This window comes from Streptomyces sp. NPDC046977, from assembly GCF_040644455.1.
Taxonomy (GTDB): domain Bacteria; phylum Actinomycetota; class Actinomycetes; order Streptomycetales; family Streptomycetaceae; genus Actinacidiphila.
In genome coordinates, this window is sequence record NZ_JBEYWO010000004.1 from 98165 (window position 1) to 120178 (window position 22014).

General features: G+C 73.6%; 23 protein-coding genes. 10 read left to right on the forward strand and 13 right to left on the reverse strand.

Going from position 1 to position 22014, the window contains the following annotated elements:
- Positions 1-60: 60 nt before the first annotated feature.
- From ABZ883_RS07840 to ABZ883_RS07850, 3 genes are all read left to right on the forward strand, one after another.
- The gene (locus ABZ883_RS07840) at positions 61-897 is read left to right on the forward strand and encodes a polysaccharide deacetylase family protein (protein WP_360903253.1); all 837 of its coding nucleotides are present in this window, start codon (positions 61-63) and stop codon (positions 895-897) included.
- A 131-nt stretch (positions 898-1028) separates the two neighbouring features.
- Positions 1029-1343 carry a hypothetical protein gene (locus tag ABZ883_RS07845; RefSeq protein WP_360903256.1) on the forward strand — a complete coding sequence of 105 codons (315 nt, stop codon included), beginning with the start codon at positions 1029-1031 and terminating at the stop codon, positions 1341-1343.
- A 100-nt stretch (positions 1344-1443) separates the two neighbouring features.
- Entirely contained in the window at positions 1444-2430 is a 987-nt protein-coding gene (locus tag ABZ883_RS07850; protein WP_360903259.1) for an alpha/beta hydrolase, read from the forward strand.
- A 288-nt stretch (positions 2431-2718) separates the two neighbouring features.
- Here the strand turns inward: ABZ883_RS07850 and ABZ883_RS07855 are convergent, their stop codons facing one another.
- Positions 2719-4857, reverse strand: coding sequence for a SpoIIE family protein phosphatase (locus ABZ883_RS07855; protein WP_360903262.1), 2139 nt, complete (start codon positions 4855-4857; stop codon positions 2719-2721).
- A 157-nt stretch (positions 4858-5014) separates the two neighbouring features.
- Positions 5015-6385 carry an FAD-dependent oxidoreductase gene (locus ABZ883_RS07860; protein ID WP_360903265.1) on the reverse strand — a complete coding sequence of 457 codons (1371 nt, stop codon included), beginning with the start codon at positions 6383-6385 and terminating at the stop codon, positions 5015-5017.
- Positions 6386-6456: 71 nt separating this feature from the next.
- On the opposite strand from ABZ883_RS07860, the gene ABZ883_RS07865 reads away from it, so the two are divergent.
- Positions 6457-7371: an AraC family transcriptional regulator gene (locus ABZ883_RS07865; RefSeq protein WP_360903269.1), complete on the forward strand. Its 915-nt coding sequence runs from the start codon at positions 6457-6459 to the stop codon at positions 7369-7371.
- A 26-nt stretch (positions 7372-7397) separates the two neighbouring features.
- Here ABZ883_RS07865 and ABZ883_RS07870 read toward each other — a convergent pair whose 3' ends face one another.
- From ABZ883_RS07870 to ABZ883_RS07880, 3 genes are all read right to left on the reverse strand, one after another.
- Complete coding sequence (locus ABZ883_RS07870) at positions 7398-7853, reverse strand: Fur family transcriptional regulator (RefSeq protein WP_360903272.1); 456 nt, start codon at positions 7851-7853, stop codon at positions 7398-7400.
- A gap of 40 nt (positions 7854-7893) precedes the next feature.
- Positions 7894-8136 (reverse strand): DUF2180 family protein, encoded by a 243-nt coding sequence (locus tag ABZ883_RS07875; protein WP_360903275.1) that lies wholly within the window; start codon positions 8134-8136, stop codon positions 7894-7896.
- 108 nt (positions 8137-8244) lie between these two features.
- A complete protein-coding gene (locus ABZ883_RS07880; protein ID WP_360903278.1) occupies positions 8245-9450 on the reverse strand; it encodes a helix-turn-helix domain-containing protein in 1206 nt (401 codons plus the stop codon).
- Positions 9451-9794: 344 nt separating this feature from the next.
- On the opposite strand from ABZ883_RS07880, the gene ABZ883_RS07885 reads away from it, so the two are divergent.
- Together ABZ883_RS07885 and ABZ883_RS07890 are read left to right on the forward strand one after the other, a co-directional pair.
- On the forward strand, positions 9795-10187 hold the full coding sequence (locus tag ABZ883_RS07885) for a hypothetical protein (RefSeq protein ID WP_360903281.1): 393 nt from the start codon (positions 9795-9797) through the stop codon (positions 10185-10187).
- Between the two features lie 26 nt (positions 10188-10213).
- A complete protein-coding gene (locus ABZ883_RS07890; protein ID WP_360903284.1) occupies positions 10214-11083 on the forward strand; it encodes an alpha/beta hydrolase in 870 nt (289 codons plus the stop codon).
- Positions 11084-11176: 93 nt separating this feature from the next.
- Here ABZ883_RS07890 and ABZ883_RS07895 read toward each other — a convergent pair whose 3' ends face one another.
- From ABZ883_RS07895 to ABZ883_RS07905, 3 genes are read right to left on the reverse strand one after another with little or no spacing between them, the layout of a single operon-like run.
- On the reverse strand, positions 11177-11431 hold the full coding sequence (locus tag ABZ883_RS07895) for a YciI family protein (protein ID WP_360903287.1): 255 nt from the start codon (positions 11429-11431) through the stop codon (positions 11177-11179).
- A 42-nt stretch (positions 11432-11473) separates the two neighbouring features.
- The gene (locus ABZ883_RS07900) at positions 11474-12154 is read right to left on the reverse strand and encodes a flavodoxin family protein (RefSeq protein WP_360903290.1); all 681 of its coding nucleotides are present in this window, start codon (positions 12152-12154) and stop codon (positions 11474-11476) included.
- Positions 12155-12203: 49 nt separating this feature from the next.
- The gene (locus tag ABZ883_RS07905; RefSeq protein WP_360903293.1) at positions 12204-12821 is read right to left on the reverse strand and encodes an isochorismatase family cysteine hydrolase; all 618 of its coding nucleotides are present in this window, start codon (positions 12819-12821) and stop codon (positions 12204-12206) included.
- Positions 12822-13030: 209 nt separating this feature from the next.
- Between ABZ883_RS07905 and ABZ883_RS07910 the strand changes: the two genes are divergently transcribed.
- Positions 13031-13648: a TetR/AcrR family transcriptional regulator gene (locus ABZ883_RS07910; protein ID WP_360903296.1), complete on the forward strand. Its 618-nt coding sequence runs from the start codon at positions 13031-13033 to the stop codon at positions 13646-13648.
- Positions 13649-13772: 124 nt separating this feature from the next.
- A complete protein-coding gene (locus tag ABZ883_RS07915) occupies positions 13773-14747 on the forward strand; it encodes an NAD(P)-dependent alcohol dehydrogenase (RefSeq protein ID WP_360903299.1) in 975 nt (324 codons plus the stop codon).
- A gap of 159 nt (positions 14748-14906) precedes the next feature.
- Here the strand turns inward: ABZ883_RS07915 and ABZ883_RS07920 are convergent, their stop codons facing one another.
- The 3 genes from ABZ883_RS07920 to ABZ883_RS07930 all read right to left on the reverse strand — a co-directional run bounded on the left by ABZ883_RS07920 (position 14907) and on the right by ABZ883_RS07930 (position 17451).
- Entirely contained in the window at positions 14907-15404 is a 498-nt protein-coding gene (locus tag ABZ883_RS07920; protein ID WP_360903302.1) for a hypothetical protein, read from the reverse strand.
- Between the two features lie 284 nt (positions 15405-15688).
- Positions 15689-16555 carry a hypothetical protein gene (locus ABZ883_RS07925; RefSeq protein ID WP_360903305.1) on the reverse strand — a complete coding sequence of 289 codons (867 nt, stop codon included), beginning with the start codon at positions 16553-16555 and terminating at the stop codon, positions 15689-15691.
- Positions 16552-17451, reverse strand: coding sequence for an NAD(P)-dependent oxidoreductase (locus ABZ883_RS07930; RefSeq protein WP_360903308.1), 900 nt, complete (start codon positions 17449-17451; stop codon positions 16552-16554). Before ABZ883_RS07930 ends, ABZ883_RS07925 begins: the two co-directional genes overlap by 4 nt.
- Before the next feature lie 145 nt (positions 17452-17596).
- Between ABZ883_RS07930 and ABZ883_RS07935 the strand changes: the two genes are divergently transcribed.
- Together ABZ883_RS07935 and ABZ883_RS07940 are read left to right on the forward strand one after the other, a co-directional pair.
- Positions 17597-18187, forward strand: a complete 591-nt coding sequence (locus ABZ883_RS07935; RefSeq protein WP_360903311.1) for a TetR/AcrR family transcriptional regulator — start codon at positions 17597-17599, stop codon at positions 18185-18187.
- Positions 18188-18694: 507 nt separating this feature from the next.
- On the forward strand, positions 18695-20614 hold the full coding sequence (locus ABZ883_RS07940) for an FHA domain-containing protein (protein ID WP_360903314.1): 1920 nt from the start codon (positions 18695-18697) through the stop codon (positions 20612-20614).
- A 27-nt stretch (positions 20615-20641) separates the two neighbouring features.
- On the opposite strand, the gene ABZ883_RS07945 is transcribed toward ABZ883_RS07940, so the two are convergent.
- Complete coding sequence (locus tag ABZ883_RS07945; protein ID WP_360903317.1) at positions 20642-21415, reverse strand: SDR family oxidoreductase; 774 nt, start codon at positions 21413-21415, stop codon at positions 20642-20644.
- Complete coding sequence (locus ABZ883_RS07950; protein WP_360903321.1) at positions 21412-21945, reverse strand: cupin domain-containing protein; 534 nt, start codon at positions 21943-21945, stop codon at positions 21412-21414. The genes ABZ883_RS07945 and ABZ883_RS07950 overlap by 4 nt, the downstream gene beginning before the upstream one ends.
- Between the last annotated feature and the right edge of the window lie 69 nt (positions 21946-22014).

A 22014-nucleotide genomic window follows, 5' to 3' on the forward strand; every position in this document is an offset into this window, starting at 1 on the left:
GGAACCGTCCGGCGACCCCACTATGAATTCCATGTATACGGGGTGTGTATATTCCCCGGCATGTACTTCCCCAGCCTGCGCGGACGGTCGTCCGCGCGTCCGCAGTCCGCCGCGCCGACGGTGCGCCGCGCCGCGACGGCCCTGTCCGCGGCCGCCGTGGCCCTCACACTGACGTTGACCGGCTGCACACGGGTGGACACCACCTCCCCGAGCGAGGCGCGCGACGCGGCGGGAAGCCACGGCGCCGGGCAGTTCGGGAGCGTCGACTGCCGCAAGGCCAAGTGCATCGCCCTGACCTTCGACGCCGGGCCGAGCCCCGACAGCGGACGGCTGCTGGACATCCTGAAGGAGAAGAAGGTGCACGCCACCTTCTTCCTCCTGGGGAAGAAGCACATCGAGCGCTACCCGGAGACGGTCGAACGGATGGCCGCCGAGGGCCACGAGGTGGCGAGTCACACGTGGGACCACAAGATCCTCACGGACCTCGACCCCGAGGGCATACGCGAGGAGTTCCGCCGGCCCGACGACGCCATCGAGCGGCTCACCGGCCGCCGTCCCACCCTGGTGCGCCCGCCGCAGGGCCGCACCAACGACACCGTCCAGGGGATCGCCCGCGAGATGGGGCTCTCCGAGGTCCTGTGGAGCGTCACCGCCAAGGACTTCGCGACCAACGACTCCGCCCTGATCACCAAGCGCGTCCTGGACCAGGCGGGACGCGACGGCATCATCCTGCTCCACGACCTCGTCCCCGCCGCGGGCTCCCCCGGGTACCGGGGGACCGTACCCGCCGTCCCCGGCATCATCGACGAGCTCAGGCGCCGCGGGTTCACCTTCGTCACCGTCCCGCAGCTGCTCGCCCCGGCCGTCCCCGCCCCGGGCGCCGTCTACCGGCCCTGACCCCCGCCGTCCCCGCCGGAGCCCATGACCGGATCCGAGGGGACCTCGGCCGGATGCGGACGCCCGCTGCCGGCCCTGCGGAGGCACCGTGGATCCTTTCGGGTGTGATCCGCCGTCGGGGAGTGAGGTGGATGGCCGGCAGTGAGACCGCGTCGCGCAAGCGGCCCGGCGGGCACGGCGCGCTGTGGCTGATCGGGCTCCGCCTGCGGCGCCCCCACGACCCGCTGGTCCGCGTCTACTTCCTGGTCGCCGGCGACGCCACCGTCGTGCAGGCGGTGCGCTGCGCCCGGCTGCGGGCGTCCCGGCCCGGCGAGTTCGAGCGGTGGCGCGACGCGCTGCTCGACGCGTCCTGGACCGAGGTACGGCGCCTGCGGCGGGACCTGCTCGGGCACATGGAGCTCAGTCACCCCTTCCCCGGGCCTCCCGGCGCGCCGCTCTCACCCTGATGCCCCGCCGTTTTCACCCGGACGGACCGTGGGGCCGGGCCCGGCCCCGCCGCTGCCTGAACGCTGGTGGGGCACAGGCCTCAAGGGAAGCGAGAACGGCATGACGGCATCTCCGGTCCTCAGCTCGCGGCGGCGTGCCCGGCGCTCCCACCTCACCGCGGCGGCGTGCGCAACCGTCCTGTGCGCGGCGGCCGCGGCCCCCGCCGCTGCCGACGGGGACGGCGGAGGCGGCACGAGCGGTGGCAAGCCCACCGTCGTCCTCGTCCACGGGGCTTTCGCCGACGGCTCCAGCTGGAACGGCGTCGTGGAACGGCTCGAACAGCGCGGCTACACCGTCATGGCGCCCGCCAACCCGCTGCGCGGCCTGCACAACGACGCGACCTACATCTCGTCGGTGCTGGACAGCGTCAAGGGCCCCGTCGTCCTTGCCGGTCACTCCTACGGCGGCGCCGTGATCAGCTCGGCCGCGGCCGGCCACTCCCAGGTGAAGGCGCTGGTCTACATCAACGCCCTGATGCCCGACGTGGGCGAGAGCGGCGCGTCGCTGGCCGCCCGGTTCCCCAGCGCCCTCGCCACCGCGACCAGGTCCGTCCCCTACCAGGAGGGCAACGGGCGGAGCGGCACCGACCTCTACCTCAAGCGCGACAAGGTGCACCCGGTCTTCGCCGCCTGCCTGCCCGAGAGCCAGGCCGACCTGCTGGGCATCACCCAGCGGCCCGCGGCCACCACCGCGTTCTCCGAGACGGCCCAGGTCGCGGCGTGGAAGACCATCCCGTCCTGGGCCATGATCGGCCGCCAGGACATGACCATCAACCCCGAGCAGGAACGCTTCCAGGCCCGCCGCGCCCACTCGCACACGGTGGAGATCAACTCCTGTCACGTCTCCCTGATCGCCCACCCCGAGGCCGTCGCCGACCTGATCCAGCAGGCCGCGACCGCCACCGTCTCGGGGTCGGGCTCCGCCGGCCCCTCCCTGGCGGCCACCGGTTCCGCCCAGTCCCGCCTCGGCGGTGTCGCCGGCGTGTCCCTCGTCGCCGGCGCGGGTGCGGTCCTCATCGGGCGGCGCCTGCGCCGCCGTTCGCGCTGACGGGGGCGGCCTCACCGGCCGCGGTTCCGGGGACCGGGCTGTCCGCGAGTACGACGGTGCCCGAGGCCGTGCACGGCGCTGCCGAGGTCCGTGCCTGCCTGGCCGCCACCGGTTCCGGCCCACTTCATCGGCCGCCGACTGCGCCGCCGTTCGCGCTGACGGCAGGGCCGACCAGCAGGAGGGCGATGTCGTCGCGGCGCTGGCCCGCGTCGAGGGAGTCGGCCGGACGGTCCCCGAGGTCGGCCCCTCCCCGCGTCCAGCGGTTCGGCCCTCCTGATCGGGGCGGGCTCACTGGCCGCGGTTCTCGGGGCCTACGAGCAGGAGGGCGATGTCGTCGCGGCCCTGGCCGGTGGTCTGGGCCTCACGGACCAGGCTGTCCGCGAGTACGTCGAGTGAGTCGGCCGGAGCGTCGGCCAGACGGTGCGCGAGTTCGTGCACGGCGGTGCCGAGGTCCGTGCCGGGGCGCTCGACGAGACCGTCGGTGTACAGCAGGAGGACCGCCCCCGGCGGCAGCGGGATCTCGGTGGTCGGGTACGCGGCGTCGGCCTCGATGCCCAGGAGGATCCCCGCCGGCGCCGCCACGATGTCCGCCCCGCCGCCCGGGTGGCGCACGATCGCCGGCAGGTGACCCGCGCTGGCCAGGGTGACCCGCTGCCGCGGGAGGTCGAGCCGCGCGTACAGGCAGCTGGTGAACAGGTCCGTCTCCAGGTCCTCGAACAGCCGGTTGATACGCGCCAGGACCTCGCCGGGCGGCGCCCCCGTGCTGGCGTGGGTGTGGACGGCCGTGCGCACCTGGCCCATGAGCGCCGCGGCACCGACGCTGTGCCCCTGCACGTCGCCGATCACCGCGTCCGCCGCAGAGCCGTCGAGCCGGATCAGGTCGTAGAAGTCACCGCCGATGTCCATGCCGCGGGTCGCCGGCAGATAGCGCGCGGCCACGCGCAGTCCGGGGACGTCCGGCAGGGACCGCGGCAGCAGCGCGTTCTGCAGCACGTGCGCGAGCCGGTTCTTGGCGTCGTACAGCCGGGCCCGCTCCACCGCCTGGGCGATCATGCCCGCGAGCGAGGTGAGCGCGGCGCGGTCGTCGGGGCCGAAGGTGCGGGGCTGCGCGTAGCCGAGGACGCAGTAGCCGATCGTCCGGCCCGAGGCGTTCAGCGGCAGGAAGGCCCAGCTCTCCATCTCGCGGTAGAGGGCCACCTGGGGATGGGTGCGGCGCAGCTCCTCCGGGTGGGGGTAGAAGGCGGGCACCCCCGTCTCGACCACCCGCGCCCCCGCGGTCGCCGCCGACATCGGCAGGCGGTCGAAGTACGCCGTGTTGCGGGCGGAGAAGCCCCGGGTGGCCAGCACCTCGAAGCGCCCCTCGTCGGCGGTCAGCAGCCCGAACCCCGAGGCCCCGAGCACGGGCACGATCTGGTCGGTGACGGCCGCCGTGACGTCCCCGAGGCCGACCGCCTCGGTGAGCCCGGCGGAGATGTACAGCAGGTGGTAGAGCGTGCCGGCCCGCGTGGGGGCCACCGCCGACGGGAGTTCCGGCTGCCCGGGGTCGGCCGTCGGCGCCCCGGCCGGCTTGACGCGGACGCTGACGCCGGTCGTGTCCGGGCGCAGCAGGAACGACAGCCAGTGGTCCGGCGGACGCAGGGCGGTGAACCGCGAGGGCAGCCGGCTGAACAGCGCCCCGAGATAGGGGTCCTCGAACGCCGGGTCGTCGAGCCAGGGCAGGGCCTCCCAGGGCCGGGTGTGCAGGAGGTCCTTCCTGGCCCGGCCCAGCAGTTCCGCCGCACGGTCGTTGAGGAAGGTGATGTGCCCCTCCAGGTCGAGCGAGAACACCCCCACCCCCAGGCGCTCGGTGAGATCGGCGGCCGCCTGGGCCTCCGCGGGCGGGCGGCGGACGGTGGGTTCGGGGGGCAGCACCCGGGGCGCGTCCGCCGGGCGCAAGGGCGTACCGCTCGCGGCGGCGCGGGCCAGCGCCCGGCTCATCCGGTCGGCGGCGGCGCCGATCGCGGACTCCTCACGGGGGGTGAGCCGCTCGGACCGGTTGCCGGGCCAGAGCATCTGCAGCGCGCCCCACTTCTCGTCGCCGGACGCCAGCGGCATGACGATCATGGCCAGCTCGTACGGCAGGGCGTACGCCGTGCGCGCGAACCGCCGGGCGAGTTCGGCATGGCCGCGTACCCACACCGGGCGCCCTTCGCGGACGGCCGTGGCCACCGGTACGGGTGCGGCCAGCGCCAGCCGGGTCCACGGTCTGACCACGCCGGACGACAGACCGGTCACCACCTCCATGCGCAGCGCCTGCTCCTCGCGGACCAGCAGGAACACGGCTGCCGCGTGCGACCCGGTCGCCCGTACCACCTCGGTGAGTGCCCGGTCCAGCTCGGCCGCCGCTTGCGCCGCGTCGCCCGCTTCCGCCCCGTGCCCGGCCATCATCCACCCGCCCCTGGCGACGGCGCCGCGGCCGCCCGCCGCCGGGGAGCGCCGGTCCGGCGCGGCCGGGGGTCTCCCATACCGGGACGATATCCCCGGCACCCGCCCGCGGGCATCCGGGGCCGCGGGCCCCCGCCGACCGGGCGCGGGGCGGGGCCGGTCAGGACGAGGCGAGCACTTCGTTGAAGGCCTCGGTGGAGCTGGGGTGGGTGTAGACGGCGTCGCGCAGTTCACTGGCGGTGACACCGTGGCGGATGGCCAGCGCGACGGTGTTGATCAGCTCCTGCGAGTCGACGCTGAGCAGTGCCGCGCCCAGGACCTGGTCGGTGGCCGCGTCGATCACGAACTTCATCAGCCCGCGGGTCTCACCGACGATCTTCGCCCGGGGCATCGCGGCGATCTGCGCCACGGGCTTCGCGGCGATGCGCACCTCGTGGCCGCGGTCGCGGGCCTCGCGTTCGCCGAGGCCGACCCGGGACAGCGCGGGGGTCGTGAAGACGGTGTACGGCACGGCGACGCGGTCGGCCGTGGTGCGCTCGCCGGCGCCGAGGATGTGGTCGGCCACGATCCGGCTGTCGTCCAGCGAGATGTAGGTGAACTGCGGGCCGCCGTTGACATCCCCGACGGCGTAGATGTGCGACTGGCTGCTGCGCAGGTGCTCGTCGACCTCGATGGCACCGGAGGCGGTGGTGCGGACCCCCGCCGCCTCCAGGCCGAGGCCGGCGGTGGCGGGCCTGCGCCCGGTGGCGACCAGCACACCGTCCGCGGCGACGGTGCGCTCCTCGCCGCCGACGCGGTAGTGGACCGTGGCGTGGCCCTCGTCGTCGGTCACCCCGGTGACCTGGGCGCCGGTGACGAAGGTGACGCCCTCGTCCTCCAGGATCCGCACGACCGCGTCCGCCACGTCGGCGTCCTCGCGGGGCATGACCCGCGGTCCCGCTTCGAGCACGGTCACCTCGGAGCCGAACCCCCGGTACATGCCCGCGAACTCCAGCCCCAGGTACCCGGCGCCGAGCACGACCAGGCGGGAGGGGAGGTCCGTGCCGCGGATCAGGTCGGTGCTGGTCCGGGTGTACGCGCTGTCGCGCAGGCCCGGGACGTCGGGGAAGACCGGTTCCGCGCCGGTGTTCACCACGATCGTCCCGGCGGTGACGACCATGCGGTCGGTGCCCCCGGTCACCTCCACCGAGTGCGCGTCGAGGAAGCGCGCGCGGCCGGTGATCACCGTGACCGTGTCGAGGGTGTCGAGGTTCTCGAAGTTCGCCGCCCTGAGCATCGTGGTCAGCGAGTCCGTGCCGGCCACGGCCTCGCGGAAGGTGTCCTCGGGCCGGTCGCCGGGGCGGCGCCGCTCCGCGTGGAAGATCAGCGACTTCGTCGGTACGCAGCCGACGTTGATGCAGGTGCCGCCGTACATCTGCGACGACTGCTCGACGACGGCGACGCGCCGCCCGAGGCGGCCCAGCCGTGCGGCGAGCGTCTTGCCGCCCTTACCGAATCCGATGACCAGGAGATCGACGTGCATGGTGTCCATGACTCCGACCTTGCCGCGTGCGTGGCGAGATGCCAAGCTGAAGAAGTCGCATTTCCTGTCGAGAAAGTCTCATGGACGCTCTCAGCCGCCTCATCCGGCTGGCCCGGTTGCGCGGCGGCGTCGACGTACGCTGCCTGATCGCGGGCCGGTACACGCTGGACAACCCCGCGGAGGGGACCGGCAGATCGCCGTTCCACCTGCTGCTGAGCGGGGAGTGCACCCTCGAACTGCCGGACCGGCACCTCGATCTGCGCGCCGGCGACATGGTGTTGCTCCCGCGCGGGACCGCGCACCGTATGCGGGTGCGCGGCGCCCGGGACGCCACGGACGTCGAACGCCGGGACGCGGGCTCCTACGAACTGCTGGGCAACGACCCCGCGGCGGGAAGCGGGACCGTCGACCTGTTCTGCGGCCACTACACCTGGGGGCCCGGCCCCGGGCAGATCCTGATGGGCATGCTGCCGGAGGTGGTCCATGTGCCGCTGGGCGCCGTGCCGGACGGGCCCCTGGGACCGCTGAGCGCGTTCATGAGGGGCGAGGCCGCCGCCGCGGGACAGGGCACCGAGGCCATCCTCGACGCGCTGTGCGACGTGCTGCTGACGATGGCGCTGCGCCACACCCCCGGCCTGGGCGCGGCGGTGTGGCTGGCCTCGGCCCAGGACGTCGTACGGAGCGTGACCGAGGCGGTGCTCGGCGACCCGGCGGGCGACTGGGGCATCGAGCGGCTCGCGGCCCTCAACGCGATGTCCCGGGCCACCTTCATCCGGCACTTCGCCCGCGAAACGGGCATGAACGCCGGGGAGTTCGTCACACGGCTGCGCATGCTGCTCGCGGCCGACCTGCTCACCGGCACCGACCGCCCGGTGGGGGCGGTCGCCGCGGCCGTCGGATACGCCTCCGAGTCGGCCTTCGGCCGGGCGTTCCGGACCTCGACCGGCATCACCCCCGCCAAACTGCGCAGGTCGGCCCGCGAACGGGAGCGCTGAGCCCGGGGCGGACGGGTCCGTGAGGGTCAGGACTCCGCGGCGGCGGCGTGCCGACACGACGGGCACAGGCCCCACCAGACGATCTCGGCCTCGTCGATGACAAAGCCCTTGTCGTCCACCGGGTCCAGGCAGGGAGCGGCGCCGACGCCGCAGTCGACGTCCTCGATCAGCCCGCAGCCGCGGCACACCAGGTGGTGGTGGTTGTCGCCGACGCGCAGTTCGTACCGCGCGGGCGAACCGGCGGGCTCGATGCAGCGGATCAGCCGTGCCCGCGTCAGGTCGTCCAGCACGTTGTAGAGACCCTGCCGCGACAGACCGGCACCCGTGCCGGACCGGGCGAGGCCCGTACGGGCCTCCAGTTCGGCGGCCGTGGAGTGGGGGTGCCCCCGCAGCGCGGTCAGGACGGCCCGGCGCTGCGCGGTGCTGCGCAGCCCCTTGCCCCTGAGCAGTTCGCCGGCCGGCTGCTCCACGGCGGCGGTCACGCCCCTCGGCGTATCGCCGGGCGCGACGGTGCGGGGGACGTCACTTCTGACGCGTTCCGGCGAAGTCACCGCTGGTGGCGGACGTTTCGGCCGCGCGGCAGGTGGTGCAGACGAGCCGGCGCGCCGGAAGGCGGCTCGTGGAGCGCCCCAGGCCGTTCGGCTGGTGGAGGAGCTGGCGGACCACCTGTGCGTGGTCCGCGCAGACGAACAGGTTGCAGCGGGAGCAGATGCCGATTCCGTCGGCGTCCGTGCGTGCTTCCTGGAGGCAGTCGTAACACTTCACATCGGCTCCGTGGGGGGATCGGGGCGGCGGGGCCACGTGCGGGTGGGTGCTTTTGTGGCGATATGGCGAACGTACGGCGCAGAATGGACTGAGTCAAATCTAGGACGGTCATCCGTGGCCGTCGCCCCCGAGGGCCCCGGCCTCCACCAGGCCGAGTCCGAGCAGGCTCGCCGAGAGGCCGGGCCAGGTGTGCACGTCCCAGCCGGTGAGCTCCCGCCAGCGCTCCAAGCGGTAGCGCACGGTGTTGGGGTGCAGGTGCAGCGCCCGGCCCGTCGCGGTGAGCGAGAAGCCGTTGTCGGCGAAGCCCCGCACCGTCAGGGCGAGGTCCGGGTGGGACGCGGCGGGCTCCGCGGCGGCGTCGAGCAGCGGCATGAGCCGGCCGGCCTGCGGGAGCAGCGTCGCCGTGAGCCAGGCGGTGCCGAAGGCCACGGCCTCGCCGTCGGCGGTCGCCAGCGCGAGCGCCTCCTGTGCGTCGACGATGCTGGCGGCCGCCCCGGCCAGTCCCGAGCGCACCAGGCCGGAGCCGATCCGCAGCTCCGGGTCGTGGCGGCGCATCGCCTCGATCAGGACGTCGACGGGCATGGACTGCACGACCGCGACCATGGTCGCGCCCCGGTTGGCGCACCGCATGTTGCCCGTCCGGCGCCCGACGCGCCCGCGCAGGTCGGCGAGTTGCTCGTCGGCCCATGCCGCGGACGGGGCGCACACAGCCTGGAAGGTCCCGGCCGGGTCGAAGCCCAGGGAGTGCGCGAGCCGGGCCACGTCCACCTCGATGGGGGACGAGGTGTACAGGGCCTCGAAGAAGCGGTACGTCAGGCCGAGTTGGGCCGCCTCCTGGGCGCGGATCGTCTCGTTGTAGGCCTCGGCGGCGGCGCCGGTGGCCTGTTCGACCCAGGTCCACACCGTGCCCACCAGGCGCACCAGCTGCCGGCTGAGGTCCCCGCCGCGCGCGTCGGCGCGGGTGAGCAGGACGTTCCAGATCTCCCGGTAGCCCACGTGGAAGGCGCCGATCAGAGCGTGCAGCGGCAGCCCCTCGCGGGCGCGGTCGCGGCCCAGGGCACGGGCGTGCCCGCTCTCCTCGGGGGAGGGACCGCGCCGGGTGATCAGGCCCGTGAGCAGCCCGGTGAACTGCTCGCCGACGGCGGCCTCCTGCTCGTCGCGCGGCACGACGTGGTAGTCCGGGATCTCCTCACGGATGGCGTCGACGATGCCCCCGGCCAGACGGGGCACCTCGGCCCGCACCGACGCGCACAGATCGGCGAGGGCCCGCCAGTCCTCCCGTACCGGGCGCGCGGGCAGGGATGCAGTCGTCATGACGGCTCACCGCTCTTTCCGCGAACAGGCGCCCTCCCACCATAAGCCCGCCCACGGCCCGTGTTCATGTGCTGTGGCCTGCGCCTTTGCGCATTCCACAGGGTGCCGGCGGTGGAATTCTCGCTTTCGGTGAGCCCCGTGGCCCGGCGACGGGGAAAGCTGGACGGCACTTCCTCTTCCCACGGAGGCGACGCGGACGGACCGGCGCAGCTCACCCGGGGCGGCCGGCCCGCGCCGCGGCACACCCCCGACCGCGGGCCCGTCCGGATGCGGCCCCCCGGACGGGCCCGTGCGGGGGTGCCCTCGACGGCGGAAGTGACGGGGTGCGACGGAGGAGCGGACCGATGACGACAGTGACGGACAGCGGCCCGGTGGCGGAGTTCCGCCGGCTGAGCGACGGGGACGCCGAGGTGCAGGCCCACGGCGCCCACTTCTCCTGCAGCTACCTGCTCGACATGGGGCGGCACCGCTTCCTGGTGCGCATGCACCGCGGCCGGGTCGAGGAACTGGTCACCGACCCGGAGCCCCTGGAGGGGTACGACTTCGCCATCAGGGCGAGCGCCGGGACGTGGGCGGAGTTCTGCGCCCCGATGCCCAAGCCCATGTACCACGGCATCTGGGCGGCGACCTTTCAGCGCGACATGCGCCTGGAGGGCGACCTGCTGGTCCTGATGCAGAACCTGCGCTGCCTGACCCGGCAGCTCGAACTGCTCCGCGTCACCGGGCCACTGGGCTGACCCGCCGCCTGCCGAGAGGACCCCCGATGAGCACTCCGTCCCGTATCTCCCCGGTGACCGGCCACTACGTCACGATCGACGTGGAGGACGTCCAGTACAAGGTGTTCTACCTGGAGAGCGGCCAGGGCCAGCCGCTGGTGTGCCAGCACACGGCCGGCTGCCACAACCACCAGTGGATGGGTCTCCTGGAGGACGAGGAGATCACCGCGGACCACCGCGTCATCGCCTACGACCTCGCGCGCCACGGCAAGACCGACCCGCCGCTGAACAAGGAGTGGTGGAAGGAGGAGTACAAGCTCTCCGCCGACCACTACGTCGCCTTCGTCACCGCCTTCTGCGACGCCCTCGGCCTGGACGACCCGATCTTCATGGGGTCCTCCTTCGGCGGCAACGTGGCGCTGCAACTCGCGCTGCGCCACCCCGACCGCTTCAAGGCCGTCATCCCGGTGGAGGGCGCCGACTACTCGCCCGGCTTCTACCTCGACTGGTGGCAGCACCCGCACGCCAACGCCGCCCAGGTGTGCGCCAGCGGCGTGTGGGACCTGATGGCCCCTCAGTCGCCGGACAAGGACCGGTGGGCCACCTGGTTCTACTACAGCCAGGGCTCGGAGGCGTTCAAGGGCGACCTGTACTTCTACTCCGTCGACCACGACCTGCGCGGCCGGCTGGGGGACATCGACGGCGAGCGCTGTCCGGTGATCATGATGACCGGCGAGTACGACTACCTCACCACGCCCGAGGACGGCGCGCGCACCGCGCGGCAGATCCGCGGGGCGGAGTTCATCGAGATGAAGGAGATCGGGCACTTCCCGATGAGCGAGAACTACCCGCGCTTCGCCGGGTACCTCAAGCAGGCGCTGCGCCGCGTCGAGGAGCGCACCGGCGCCTTCCACTGACCGTCCGGGCCGGCCCCCGGGCGGCGGACGGGCGGGGCGGGGCCGAATTGCGGCGGTCCCGCCCCTCCCGTGCCGCGCTCGGACCGGCGCAGGTCAGAGCGGGCTGACCTCGGTGTACTCCAGGGTCAGGATGCCGTGGGCGACGAAGGGGAGGCGGCCGAGCCGGGCGCGGGCGTCGGCGGGGTCGGCGGCCTCGGCGACGAGGAAGGCGCCGCGGCGGTCGTGGCGGCGGAAGGCCGCGAGCACGGTGCCCTCGGCGCGCAGTTCCTCGAGGACGCGGTGCTCCTCCTCACGGAACGGCGCCGGGTCGGCCGACTCGTCCATTGTGGCGGTGACGTGCAGGATCATGGTTGGTGCGTACCTCTCGTGTGGTGCGGCGGTTGGCGCGCGTCAGGCGCGGGCCCTGGCCTCGGCCGCGCTGCGGGCGGACAGCGCGCGGAAGTCCTCCGGCGTGTGGCGCCGGGGTGCGTACGGCGTGCCGTGCACCCAGCGGGCCGTGAGTTCGGCCAGGCGCTCGCCGTAGCGCTCGGCGGTGACCCGGTCGCCGTGCGAACTCACCGCGTCGGGGCCCTCGTCGGCGTTGGTCTGGCCCATCACGCCGAGCCAGGAGCCGAGGCGGTTCACGTCGTAGCGGGTGCCGCCGGTCCAGTTGTCGCCGGCGGTGTCGCCGACCGAGACCCACTGCATGTTCATCTGGGCCGCGAACACCGCGAGTTGCTGGAGCGAGAACAGCTTGTCGCCGTTCTGGGCGGCGGAGTGCGTGAAGCCGCCGGCGAGCTTGTCCTTCCACTCCTGGCCGAGGAAGGGGTGGAAGGCGGCTTCGAGGAACGACTTGAACACGGCGGACAGGCTGCCCATGTAGGTGGGCGCGCCGAAGACGATCGTGTCGGAGGCCTTGAGCAGTTCCATCGTGGGGGCGTCGGCCCAGCGGCCGGCGGTGACCTGCTCGCCGGTGATCTCGGCGAGGTGCGTCTCGACGCCGGGGACGGTCCGCGCGCCGCGGGCGATGTGCCCGCCGAGCGCGCGGGTGTGGCCGTGGGGGGAGTGGTGGACGACGGTCAGGGTTGCCATGGTGGTGCTTTCGGATCGGTGGTGCGGGCGCGGCCGTGGGGGCCGGGGATCAGGCGGTCGCGGCGAGGAACTCGTCCACGGTGATCGCCTCGTGCCCGAAGGTGGGATACGAGATCTCGAGTGCGGCCCGATGGGCCTGCTCGGTGAAGTCGGCGACCGCGTCGGTCAGGAAGGTGACGTGGTAGCCCGCCTCCAGGGCGTGCCGGCCCGTGCCCTCCACGCAGGTCTGGGACGTGAGCCCGGCGAGGACGACCTTCTCGGTGCCGTGGGCCTTCAACTGCTCGTCGAGGCCGGTCCCGGCGAACGCGTCGAACATGCGGTGGCGGCCGACGACGACGTCCCCGTCCCGCGGCCGCAGCGACGGGTGGAAGTCGGCGCCGGGACCGCCCTCCCAGAACACCTGGTGGTCCACGGCGAACTGGAAGCGCGGCAGGACGTGCTCGACGTCCGCGAAGACGCCGTCGTGCAGACCGTGCGGGGCGTGGAAGACGGTGACTCCCGCTGCGCGGGCGCCGGAGAGCAGGCGGGCCAGCCGGGGCCGCAGGTCCAGCGCGTCCAACATGGGGCCGATCTGGCCGCTGAGCTTGCCGTCCTCCGCGAGGAAGTCGTTGAGGAGGTCGATGACGACCAGGGCCGTCCGGTCCGGGGGATAGGCGGGGGTGTGCATGGGGGGAGTCCTCTCAAGGGGGGAGCTGCTGCGCTGCGCCCGCGGCGCCGTCACCGGGACGTCGTCGTCCGCCGGGACAGGGTGTGCGCCGGGGCGGTGTGTGCCGGGCGCTCCGCTGGGCCATTTTTTCATGATGGCCATCATGAATAATTTAATCATGATGCTCGTCATGTAAAGTGTCAAGCGAGACGTTCCCCGGAGGTGTGGCCATGCGTGTGTCCCGTGAGCAGGTGACCGCGAACCGCGAGCGGATCGTCGCCAACGCGGCCGAGCAGTTCAGGCGGCGCGGCTTCGGCGACGTGACGATCGCGGACGTGATGAAGGCGGCGGGCCTGACCCACGGCGGCTTCTACGGCTACTTCGACTCCAAGCAGGCCCTCGAGGCCGCCGTCTGCGAGCGCGGTCTCGCGGAGAGCGTGGCCGCGGTCGACGCGGTGCGCGGCGAGGAGGGAGGAGGCGACGGCGAAGGGAGCGCCGCCGTCGAGGCACCGCTGCGGCGCTTCGTCGACGACTACGTCTCCGCGCGGCACCGCGACGCGCCCGAGGAGGGCTGCACCGTCGCCGCCCTGGCCTGCGACGCCGGCCGCAGTGGGCCCGACCTCCAGCACCTGTTCGTCTCCGGCATCACCGGCATGGCCGACTCGCTGGCCGGGCTGCGCCGGGCGAACTCACCGGACCCGGCGGGGGAGTCCGGACCCGACTTCGCGACCCTGTCGACCATGGTCGGCGCCGTGATCCTGTCACGGGCCGTGGCGGCCGCCGACCCGGAACTCTCCGAGCGCATCCTCGCGGCGGCGCGGGAGCGGGCCGCGGCACCGGGGGAGTGATCCTCCGGCCGTCGTGGGCGCCCCGGAGAAATCCGGGGGTTCGCCCCTGATGCCCCGGCGCGGGCCCTGCCCCTATCGTCTTCGCTGACGCGGCACTTCCGAACCCACCCGTCACGGAGTCCCGATGAAGGCAGTCGTCCAGGACCGGTACGGCTCGACCGACGTCCTGCAGGTCGAGGAGATTCCCACCCCCACCCCCACCGGCGCCCAGGTACTCGTCCGTGTTCACGCGGCCTCGGTCAACGCGCGCGACTGGCATCTGATGCGCGGCGACCCCTACCTGGCGCGCCCCTCGATCGGCTTCGGCAGCCCGAAGGTCAAGGTCCGCGGCACCGACTTCGCCGGCCGGGTCGAGGCGGTCGGCCCGGACGTGCGGCGGCTGCGCCCCGGCGACGAGGTGTTCGGCGAGGCGGACGGTGCCTTCGCCGAGTACGTCTGCGCCCCGGAGGACGTGGTCGCGGCCAAGCCCGCCAACCTCTCCTTCGAGGAGGCTGCGTGCCTGCCCCTGGCGGCGAACACCGCCCTCGTCGGCCTGCGCGACCTGGGCAAGGTGCGACCGGGCCAGAAAGTGCTGGTCAACGGGGCGTCGGGCGGCGTAGGGCCGTTCGCCGTGCAGATGGCGGCCGGCTACGGGGCGCAGGTGACCGGCGTGTGCAGCACCCGCAACGCGGATCTCGTCCGGTCCTGCGGCGCCGGGCACGTCGTCGACTACACCCGTGAGGACTTCACGCGCGACGGGCGGCGCCACGACCTCGTCCTCGACCTCGTCGGCAACCGCTCGCTCACCGCCCTGCTGCGCGTGCTCCACCCCGCCGGCACGCTCGTCCTGTCCGGCGGCGGCGTGTCCAAGGGCGGCAGCCTCGTCGGGCCGATGGGCCTGCTGATGCGTGGGCAGATCGTCGCGCGCCTCGGGCGCCGGCGCGTCCGCGTCCTGGTCGCCCAACCCGGCCCGGAGAACCTCGCGACGCTGCGCGAACTCGCCGAGTCGGGTGTCATCTCCCCCGTGATCGACCGCAGTTACCCCCTGGCGGAGGCGCCGGAGGCCATCCGCTACCTGGAGGTGGAGCACGCCCGGGCGAAGGTGGTCGTGACGGTGTGACGCCACGGGCGCTACGGGGGCGCCTCCAGCCCGGCCAGGAGCCCGGCGACGTCAGGACGCCGCCGCGATCAAGAGGCCCGTGTACGGCCGAGCCGGTTCAGGCTCCTCCGCGTGCGGATCCTCACCCGGCTGTGAGCCGGCTTGCCCTTCGGCCGGCGGTCAGAGCTGACCGGCGATCCGCCGAGAGAGCCTCTCGAAGCACTCCTCAAGACTGGCCGCGGCAAGGTCGAACTGATCGAACCACGAGGCGGTGGTGGACATCCAGACCCGCCCGGAGCCGGCCAGCGCGAACAGATGGCCGCCGCCGTCGCTGGCGAAGACCACGGCAGGCTCTTCCCCGTCGATCTGGACGGCCCCGTACGCGCGGAAGTGGTCCGCGACCAGCGAGGCGGAATGGACGAAGTAGCCGTTCCCCACGTCAGGCAAGGAGACTTCGTCGATCACCCAGTACATCGTGGTCAGGTCGGAGGGAATCGGTGTCAGCTCCACGAGCGCGTCGGTGGCCTGATGGCTTGCCTCCGTAGCGAGCGTGACAACGTTTGTGCCCGGCGCGAAGCCATGTCGTGCCTCGAACGACCGCATCAGCTCTGCGAGCGCAGCGTCCGCCTGCTCACACCAGCCGCGAAGCCACTCGGCATCAAGCCGCTCGTCAGCCACGGTCACTCCCTTTCGCCTCCGCCGGTGACCCACCCGCGCGAGTCCGGAAGAACCTACAAGAGCGTTCACGCGGGGGCGGCCTCATGGCCGAGTTCGACGGGTGTCCGCACCACGACCAGTCCCGAGCGGTTGTACCTGCCCGGCACCGGACCAGGACGGTGCGGCCGATGGGGACGGCCGCGGCAGCGTCGAGGGCGAGGACCTCGACCGCTGCGATCTGATCTCGTCCCGGGGTGTCCTGGGCGAAAGGACGCCGCCGGCCCGGCTGCGCGTCGGCCCCACCCTCAAGGCGCGGGGGCGCCCGTGGCGTTGGGGTAGGGGAGCGCCGCGGCACAGGCGTGGGCCGCGGGGGAGAGGACGGCCAGGAGCCGGTCGAGGGCGTCAGCGGGGAGCGCGGACCAGGGGCGGGCGGCGGCCAGGTCGGTGGCGGCTTCGAGGGAACGGCGGGCGGCGCGCCCGTCGTCGGTGGCGGAGCCGTCGGTGCCGAGCAGACCGCGGGCGGTGAGGCGGGCCCGGGCCGCGGCCCACTCGTCGTCGGTCCAGCCGCGGTGCGGCTGCAGTTCGCCGCGGGGCAGGTCGATGCCCGAACGTAGGACCAGGGCCTCGCAGCCGTCGAGGTCCGCCGCCACGAGGGCGGCGACATGGCCGTCGCCGCGGTGTTCACGCAGCAGCGTCGCGTGGTGCCAGAGCTCGTGGAGCGGGTCGGACGGCGACGGCAGTGCCGCGTTGGCGGCGGCCAGGACGCGGCCGGCGATGTCGAGTCCGCCGCTGACCGGCCGCAGCAGCGCCGCCGCCTCCTCGGCGGCGGCCTCGTGCCCGGCGAGCAGCCGGCGCAGCGCCGCGCCGGCGCCGCGCTCGCGTACCGCCAGCGCCGCCTCCGGCGAGGCGAGTTGCCACACGCCGGGCAGGGCGCGGGCCACCATCCCCGGGGCGAAGGAGAAGAAGGCGGCGGTGACCGGCGCCGGGCCGACGGCGCCGAGGGGTGCCGCGCGGCAGGCGAAGTAGCCGCGCCAGAAGCCGCGCAGGCCCGCTTCCTCCGAGGCGGCCCGTGCCTCGGAGGTGAAGTAGGTGACGGAGTGGACGGCTTCGAGCAGCCGCCACATCCGCCGGGCGGTCGCGGTCGCGCTCGCGGTGGTGCCGGTGCCGGTCACCGCCGCGCACCCGTTTCCTCCACTGCGGCGGTGGTGCGGGCCTCGATCGCGCGGAGCACGGCCACCATGTCCTCCTGCCCGTCGCCCTGTTCGACGGTCTCCTCGAAGAGGGCGTGGCACACGTCCAGCAGGGGCGAGGCGAGTTCCGCCCTGCGTGCGGCCTCGGCGATGAGGCGGTTGTTGTGGAGCACGTCGGAGGCCGCCGCCTGGGCCGCGAAGTCCCGCTCCCTCAGTTTCGGCGCCTTCATCCGGGACACGCCGCTGGCCATCGGCCCGGCGTCGAGGACGTCCAGGAACTGCCCGGTGTCCAGGCCCTGCCGCTCCGCGAAGTGGAAGGCCTCGGTGAGGCCCGTGACCTGGGTGATGAGGAACAGGTTGACCGACAGCTTCATCAGCAGCGCCCCCGGGACCGGCCCGCACACGAAGGTCTCCCGGCACAGGGGGGCGAGCAGCGGCCGTACCTCCTCGACGGCGGCGGGCGCCCCGGCGAGCATCCCCACCAACTGCCCGGCCTCGGCGGGTTTGCGGGAGCCGGAGACCGGCGCCTCCACATAAGTGCCGCCGGCGGCGCGGACGTCGGCCTCCAGGGCGCGCGACCACTCGGGCGAGGTGGTCCCCATGGCGACGACGACACGACCGCCGACCCGGGACGCGAAGGCGGGCCCGCCGCGGTCCAGCACGGCGTCGGTCGCCGGGCCGTCGGCCAGCATGAGGACGACGACCCGGCACCGGGCGAAGACCTCGTCGGGCCCCGCGGCCACGTGGGCGCCGGCCGCGCGCAGCGGCTCGCAGCGTTCCGCGGTGCGGTTCCAGACGGTCAGCGGTACTCCGGAGCCCGCCAGATTCAGGGCCATGGGCTGTCCCATGATCCCCAGGCCGATGAATCCCACGTCCATCACGCACCGCCGTTCCGACCGGTCCATCCCGCCGCTATGACAGCTGTCATAATAGGGGGCGCGGCGCGCGCCGCCACCCCGTACGCGCGCCGCCCCGCGGCGCCGGGCTGCGGGGCCTGTCACGAACGAAGCCGGGAGGTCGGTCATGGCGGAATCCGTACGCGGGCCCCGCGAGCGCATGGTCTTCAGTGCGGCGCAGCTCATCCGGCGGGGCGGTGTGACGGCGACGGGCCTGCGCGATGTCGCGGCCCACGCCCGGGCGCCCCGCGGGTCCCTGCAGCACTACTTCCCGGGCGGCAAGGACCAGGTCGTCGGTGAGGCCGTCGCGTGGGCGGGCCGGTACGCGGGGAACCGGGTGGCCCGGTTCCTCGCCGGTCTGCCCGAGCCGACGCCCGGGGGCCTGTTCGCCGCCATGGTCGCCCAGTGGACCGACGAGTACCGTGCGTCCGGATTCGACGCGGGATGTCCCGTCGCCGCCGCCACGGTGGACTGCGCCGCCTCCGCCGACTCCGTGCGCGCGGCCGCAGCCGACGCCTTCGCGACCTGGACCGGGCCGGTCGCCGCGGCGCTGCGCGACATGGGCGTGCCGTCGGAACGGGCCGAACCGCTGGCCACGTTGATGATCAGCGCCATCGAGGGGGCGCTGGTGATCGCCCGTGCGGAACAGGACGTACGCGCTCTCACCACTGTCGCCGCCGAGCTCGCCCCCCTCCTGGACGCGGCCGTCGCGCGCTGAGGGCGGGCGTCTTCGGGAGTGTCCGGAGTGTCCGGAGTGGAAGGACGGAACGGGGGCAGACGTGCCGCAGGACCGCACCGGCGGCTACCCACCCCCCCCGGTTGCCGGTGCGGTCCTTCCCCCAACTTCCGGTGTGACGACGCCCCACCGGACGCTCCCGGAGCCCGGCCGTCCTCCGGCGCATCCATGCCGCGCTTACCACAGGGCACATGGCCGTGGCGCGACGACGGGTTCCGGGCAGCGCGCTTGTCGACTTTCGGACAACTGGAGCTTCGATAAGTCGATTTGGCGCCACTTCGGAGGAAACTGACGCCCAGAACTGACGGGTGGCGGCGCCGCGGAGGTGGGCAGGACTTCCGCGGTGCGGGATGATCAGTGCGGTTCCGGGTGCCTGCGGGCCCCGTGCACGGGGGGTGGTCGGCGTGTGGCGCGACGCGGTGCGCAGCGGTTCGGCGGCCGGTGTTCGCGTTGGTCTCATCGGTACTGTGACGTGGAAATGAGTGACCTATGCCTCCTGAGATTGTTGGGCGTCAAGGCTCTCTGGCCGGCGAGAGGTTCGGCATCGGCGAGAAGCCCCTCACCTTCGGCCGCAAGTCCGGGAACACGGTGGTGATCGCCAGTGTGAGCGCCTCGCGGTTCCACGCGGAGGTGCGTCGCGAGAACCACGGGTTCGTGCTGTACGACCGCGGCAGCAGCAACGGGACGCGGGTCAACGGGGAACGCGTGACCTCGCACGTGCTCCAGCCCGGCGACATCATCGCCATCGGCGAGGAGACGTTCTGCTTCGAGGCCGCCGACCCGATGGAGACGATCCTCGACCTCTCCCTCCTCCAGTCGCTGATGGCGCCGGCCGAGCCGGAAAAGCCCGGCCCGGTGCTGAACGTGACGGTGGCGGGCGGCGGCCCGGTGGGCCTGTCGTTCGCCCTGCTGCTGGAGCACCTGATGGGCCGCCGGGTCTCCGTCACCGTGTACGACGGCCGCTGGACGCAGGACGGCGACCGGGTGGTGTGGAAGAGCGAGGGGCAGGGCAACGTCCGGCGGCAGCAGGTCGTGACGGTGCAGAGCCGCCAGTACCTCAACCTGCCCGAGGAGGTCCAGGCCCGGCTGTTCACGGAGGGCACCTACACCGAGATGTGGCCGGCCGGCCCCGACTCCATCCGCGGCTTCAGCCCCCGCAACATACGCATCGCCTACATCGAGGACACCCTGCTCGCCCTTGCCAACGAGAAGCCGGAGCGCATCCGCCTGGTGCCCGCCCGGTTCGACGCGGTCGAGCACCACGCCTCGGTCGCGGGGGACCACGTGCTGGCGATCTGCGAGGGCGGCCGCTCCCGGACCCGCGAGTACTTCACCGAGAAGTTCGGCACCGCCGACAAGTCGATCTATTCCCTTGCCGGCGAGCACCTCCAGGACGTCGTCCTCGGACTGCGCGTCAAGTCCGCCCTGTCCGACCCGATGACGGTGCTGCTGACCGTGGCGCAGAACCGTTTCCTGCTCAACGCGCTGCGCGGCGAGGGCTTCCTCAACATGCGCCTCACCGACGCCGAGGCCAAGGAGGTCGTCGGCATCGACCCCGTCCGGCAGGTCTTCGAGGAGTGCATCGCCTCCCGCCCCTGCGTGATGGGACGCGACGAGGACGGCGACTTCCACTGCTCCACCCACAGCACCCTCTTCCTGCCCGCGCTCATCAGGGGCTCGGCGCTGTGGAAGCGGGTCAAGGAGGGACTGGCGCTCTTCGGTGTCGCCGAGGACGACCTGAGCGCGGTCACCGCCTTCCGGCTGGACATGGTGCAGCGCCCCCGCTTCACCGCCCGCCTGCACCCGGCCACCTCCTCCACCCCGGGCACGTACGGCTTCCTGCTCGGCGACGCCGCGAACGCCATCCACTTCTGGCCCGGACGCGGCCTCAACAGCGGCCTCGGCTCGGCCATTTCGCTCGCCCGGACGCTCAGCGGGACGTGGCGCGGCCGGCCGCTGCGCGACGCCGACTTCGTCCGGCACGAGGCGGCCATGTCGATGCTCCAGTACCGGCACAAGAGCCGTGCCTGGAACGCGATGATCACCACGGACGAGGACGGCGTCAGCCGTGCCATCAAGGAGGTCATCGCCCAGAGCATCGCCGAGTCCGCCGCCCTGGAGGGCGGACCGGACCGCGAGGCCTGCGTCGACGGCCTCATGGAGCAGCTTCGCGCGATCCGGGACCGCCTCGCGCCGCGCATCCCGGGCATGCCCGACGACGAGACGCTGCGCGCGCACCTGGAGACGCTCAGGAGCGAGACCCTGCGCACCCTCCTCGACAGCGGGCCGTGGGACACGCTGATCGTCGGCGGCGAGGAGGTCGACATCGACATCTTCTACCGCGACGAGCAGTCCTCGGCATCCACCCCCGCGCCGCCCACGAAACCGGTGCCCGCCGCCACGGCGTGAGGGCGCCGTACGGGACCGGCCCAGGGTTCACCAGGCGGGGCGCGTACCGACCCCGCCGTCGACCACGAGGTCATGGCCGGTGATCCAGGAGGCGGCGGGGGAGGCGAGGAAGACGCAGGCCGCGCCGATGTCCGCCGGGGTGCCGAGGCGGCCCAGGGGCGCGGCCGCGGTCCAGCGGCGCACCCCGTCGGGCCAGTCGCCGGCCAGGCCCGGGCGGTCGACCAGGCCGGGGGAGACGGTGTTGACGCGGATGCCCGAGGGGCCGTACTCGCCCGCCGCGGCCCGGGCGAACATGATCAGCGCGGCCTTGGCGGCGCTGTAGTGGGCGTGCCCGTGGGCGGGACGGCTGCCCTCGACCGACGCGATGGCGGTGATCGAACCGCCGCCCCGCCCTGACATGTGCGCGGCGGCGGCCTGCACCACCCCGAACGCGGCGTGGAGGTTCACGTCGACCACCTCGCGCCAGGCCGCGTCGTCCATCCCGGCGAGCTCCCGCACGGGCTGGACCCCCGCGCAGTGGACGACCGCGTCCAGCCGTCCGCCCCAGCGGGCCGCGGCCCCGACGAGCCCGCGGGACGCGTCCGGCCGGGTCAGGTCCGCGCTCGCGGTGTGGGCCCGGCCGCCCGCGGCGGCGATCTCGGCGGCGAGCGCCTCGACGGCGTCCGTCCGGTGGCGGGCGTGCAGGACGACCGCCGCCCCCGCGTCCGCGAGGCCGCGCGCGACGCCCGTTCCGATGCCGCCGCCGGCCCCCGTGACGAGGGCAACCTGTCCGGTGAGGCCGAAGCCGGGGCCGCCCGTCATGACCGCTCCCCGTGCGTGCCGTCGGACGCCGCGCGCCCGGGAGGCCCGAAAGTGCGGATCAGCTCCGCGTGCGCCGGGTAGCGGGCGGCCAGCGCCTCGGGGTCGCCGCCCTCGAAGTCCGCGGGGACGAAACCGGGCGCCATCGTCGTCCCGCACAGCGACCAGCGCCCGCCGGGCGCCACCCGTGCGGCCATCCACGTACCGGCCGGCACCGTCGCCTGCACGCGCCGGCCGGCGTCGTCGCCGAGCAGCACGATGTGCGAGCGGCCGTCCGGTTCGAGCAGCAGGAGTTCGGCCGGGTCGCCCCGGTAGAAGTGCCACACCTCGTCGGAGGGCAGGCGGTGCGGCGTGGAGGAGCCGTCCTCGTCGGCGCTGAGCAGGAAAAGGATCGCGGAGCCCGCCGGGCGCCCTGTTCCGTCGGGCGGCCCGGCCCACGTGCGGCGGAACCGGCCGCCCTCGAACGGCAGCGGCTCCAGCCCGTAGCGGGCGGCCACCTCGTCGGCGCTCTCGTCGTCGCGGTGCTGCGGCATCGTCCCCCTCGCCGGTCCCGGACCCCGGCCTTCCCGGCCGTCGCTGTCGGTGCCGACCCTACGAGACGG

What these genes read in the sequence shown, in the direction of transcription:
- ABZ883_RS07865 (WP_360903269.1), top strand. Translation starts at nt 6,457, where the DNA reads ATGGACGCTCTCAGCCGCCTCATCCGGCTGGCCCGGTTGCGCGGCGGC.
- ABZ883_RS07895 (WP_360903287.1), bottom strand. Translation starts at nt 11,431, where the DNA reads ATGATCCTGCACGTCACCGCCACAATGGACGAGTCGGCCGACCCGGCG.
- ABZ883_RS07860 (WP_360903265.1), bottom strand. Translation starts at nt 6,385, where the DNA reads ATGGACACCATGCACGTCGATCTCCTGGTCATCGGATTCGGTAAGGGC.
- ABZ883_RS07885 (WP_360903281.1), top strand. Translation starts at nt 9,795, where the DNA reads ATGACGACAGTGACGGACAGCGGCCCGGTGGCGGAGTTCCGCCGGCTG.
- ABZ883_RS07850 (WP_360903259.1), top strand. Translation starts at nt 1,444, where the DNA reads ATGACGGCATCTCCGGTCCTCAGCTCGCGGCGGCGTGCCCGGCGCTCC.
- ABZ883_RS07935 (WP_360903311.1), top strand. Translation starts at nt 17,597, where the DNA reads ATGGCGGAATCCGTACGCGGGCCCCGCGAGCGCATGGTCTTCAGTGCG.
- ABZ883_RS07900 (WP_360903290.1), bottom strand. Translation starts at nt 12,154, where the DNA reads ATGGCAACCCTGACCGTCGTCCACCACTCCCCCCACGGCCACACCCGC.
- ABZ883_RS07930 (WP_360903308.1), bottom strand. Translation starts at nt 17,451, where the DNA reads ATGGACGTGGGATTCATCGGCCTGGGGATCATGGGACAGCCCATGGCC.
- ABZ883_RS07950 (WP_360903321.1), bottom strand. Translation starts at nt 21,945, where the DNA reads ATGCCGCAGCACCGCGACGACGAGAGCGCCGACGAGGTGGCCGCCCGC.
- ABZ883_RS07940 (WP_360903314.1), top strand. Translation starts at nt 18,695, where the DNA reads ATGCCTCCTGAGATTGTTGGGCGTCAAGGCTCTCTGGCCGGCGAGAGG.
- ABZ883_RS07890 (WP_360903284.1), top strand. Translation starts at nt 10,214, where the DNA reads ATGAGCACTCCGTCCCGTATCTCCCCGGTGACCGGCCACTACGTCACG.
- ABZ883_RS07845 (WP_360903256.1), top strand. Translation starts at nt 1,029, where the DNA reads ATGGCCGGCAGTGAGACCGCGTCGCGCAAGCGGCCCGGCGGGCACGGC.
- ABZ883_RS07880 (WP_360903278.1), bottom strand. Translation starts at nt 9,450, where the DNA reads ATGACGACTGCATCCCTGCCCGCGCGCCCGGTACGGGAGGACTGGCGG.
- ABZ883_RS07840 (WP_360903253.1), top strand. Translation starts at nt 61, where the DNA reads ATGTACTTCCCCAGCCTGCGCGGACGGTCGTCCGCGCGTCCGCAGTCC.
- ABZ883_RS07945 (WP_360903317.1), bottom strand. Translation starts at nt 21,415, where the DNA reads ATGACGGGCGGCCCCGGCTTCGGCCTCACCGGACAGGTTGCCCTCGTC.
- ABZ883_RS07905 (WP_360903293.1), bottom strand. Translation starts at nt 12,821, where the DNA reads ATGCACACCCCCGCCTATCCCCCGGACCGGACGGCCCTGGTCGTCATC.
- ABZ883_RS07855 (WP_360903262.1), bottom strand. Translation starts at nt 4,857, where the DNA reads ATGATGGCCGGGCACGGGGCGGAAGCGGGCGACGCGGCGCAAGCGGCG.
- ABZ883_RS07910 (WP_360903296.1), top strand. Translation starts at nt 13,031, where the DNA reads ATGCGTGTGTCCCGTGAGCAGGTGACCGCGAACCGCGAGCGGATCGTC.
- ABZ883_RS07915 (WP_360903299.1), top strand. Translation starts at nt 13,773, where the DNA reads ATGAAGGCAGTCGTCCAGGACCGGTACGGCTCGACCGACGTCCTGCAG.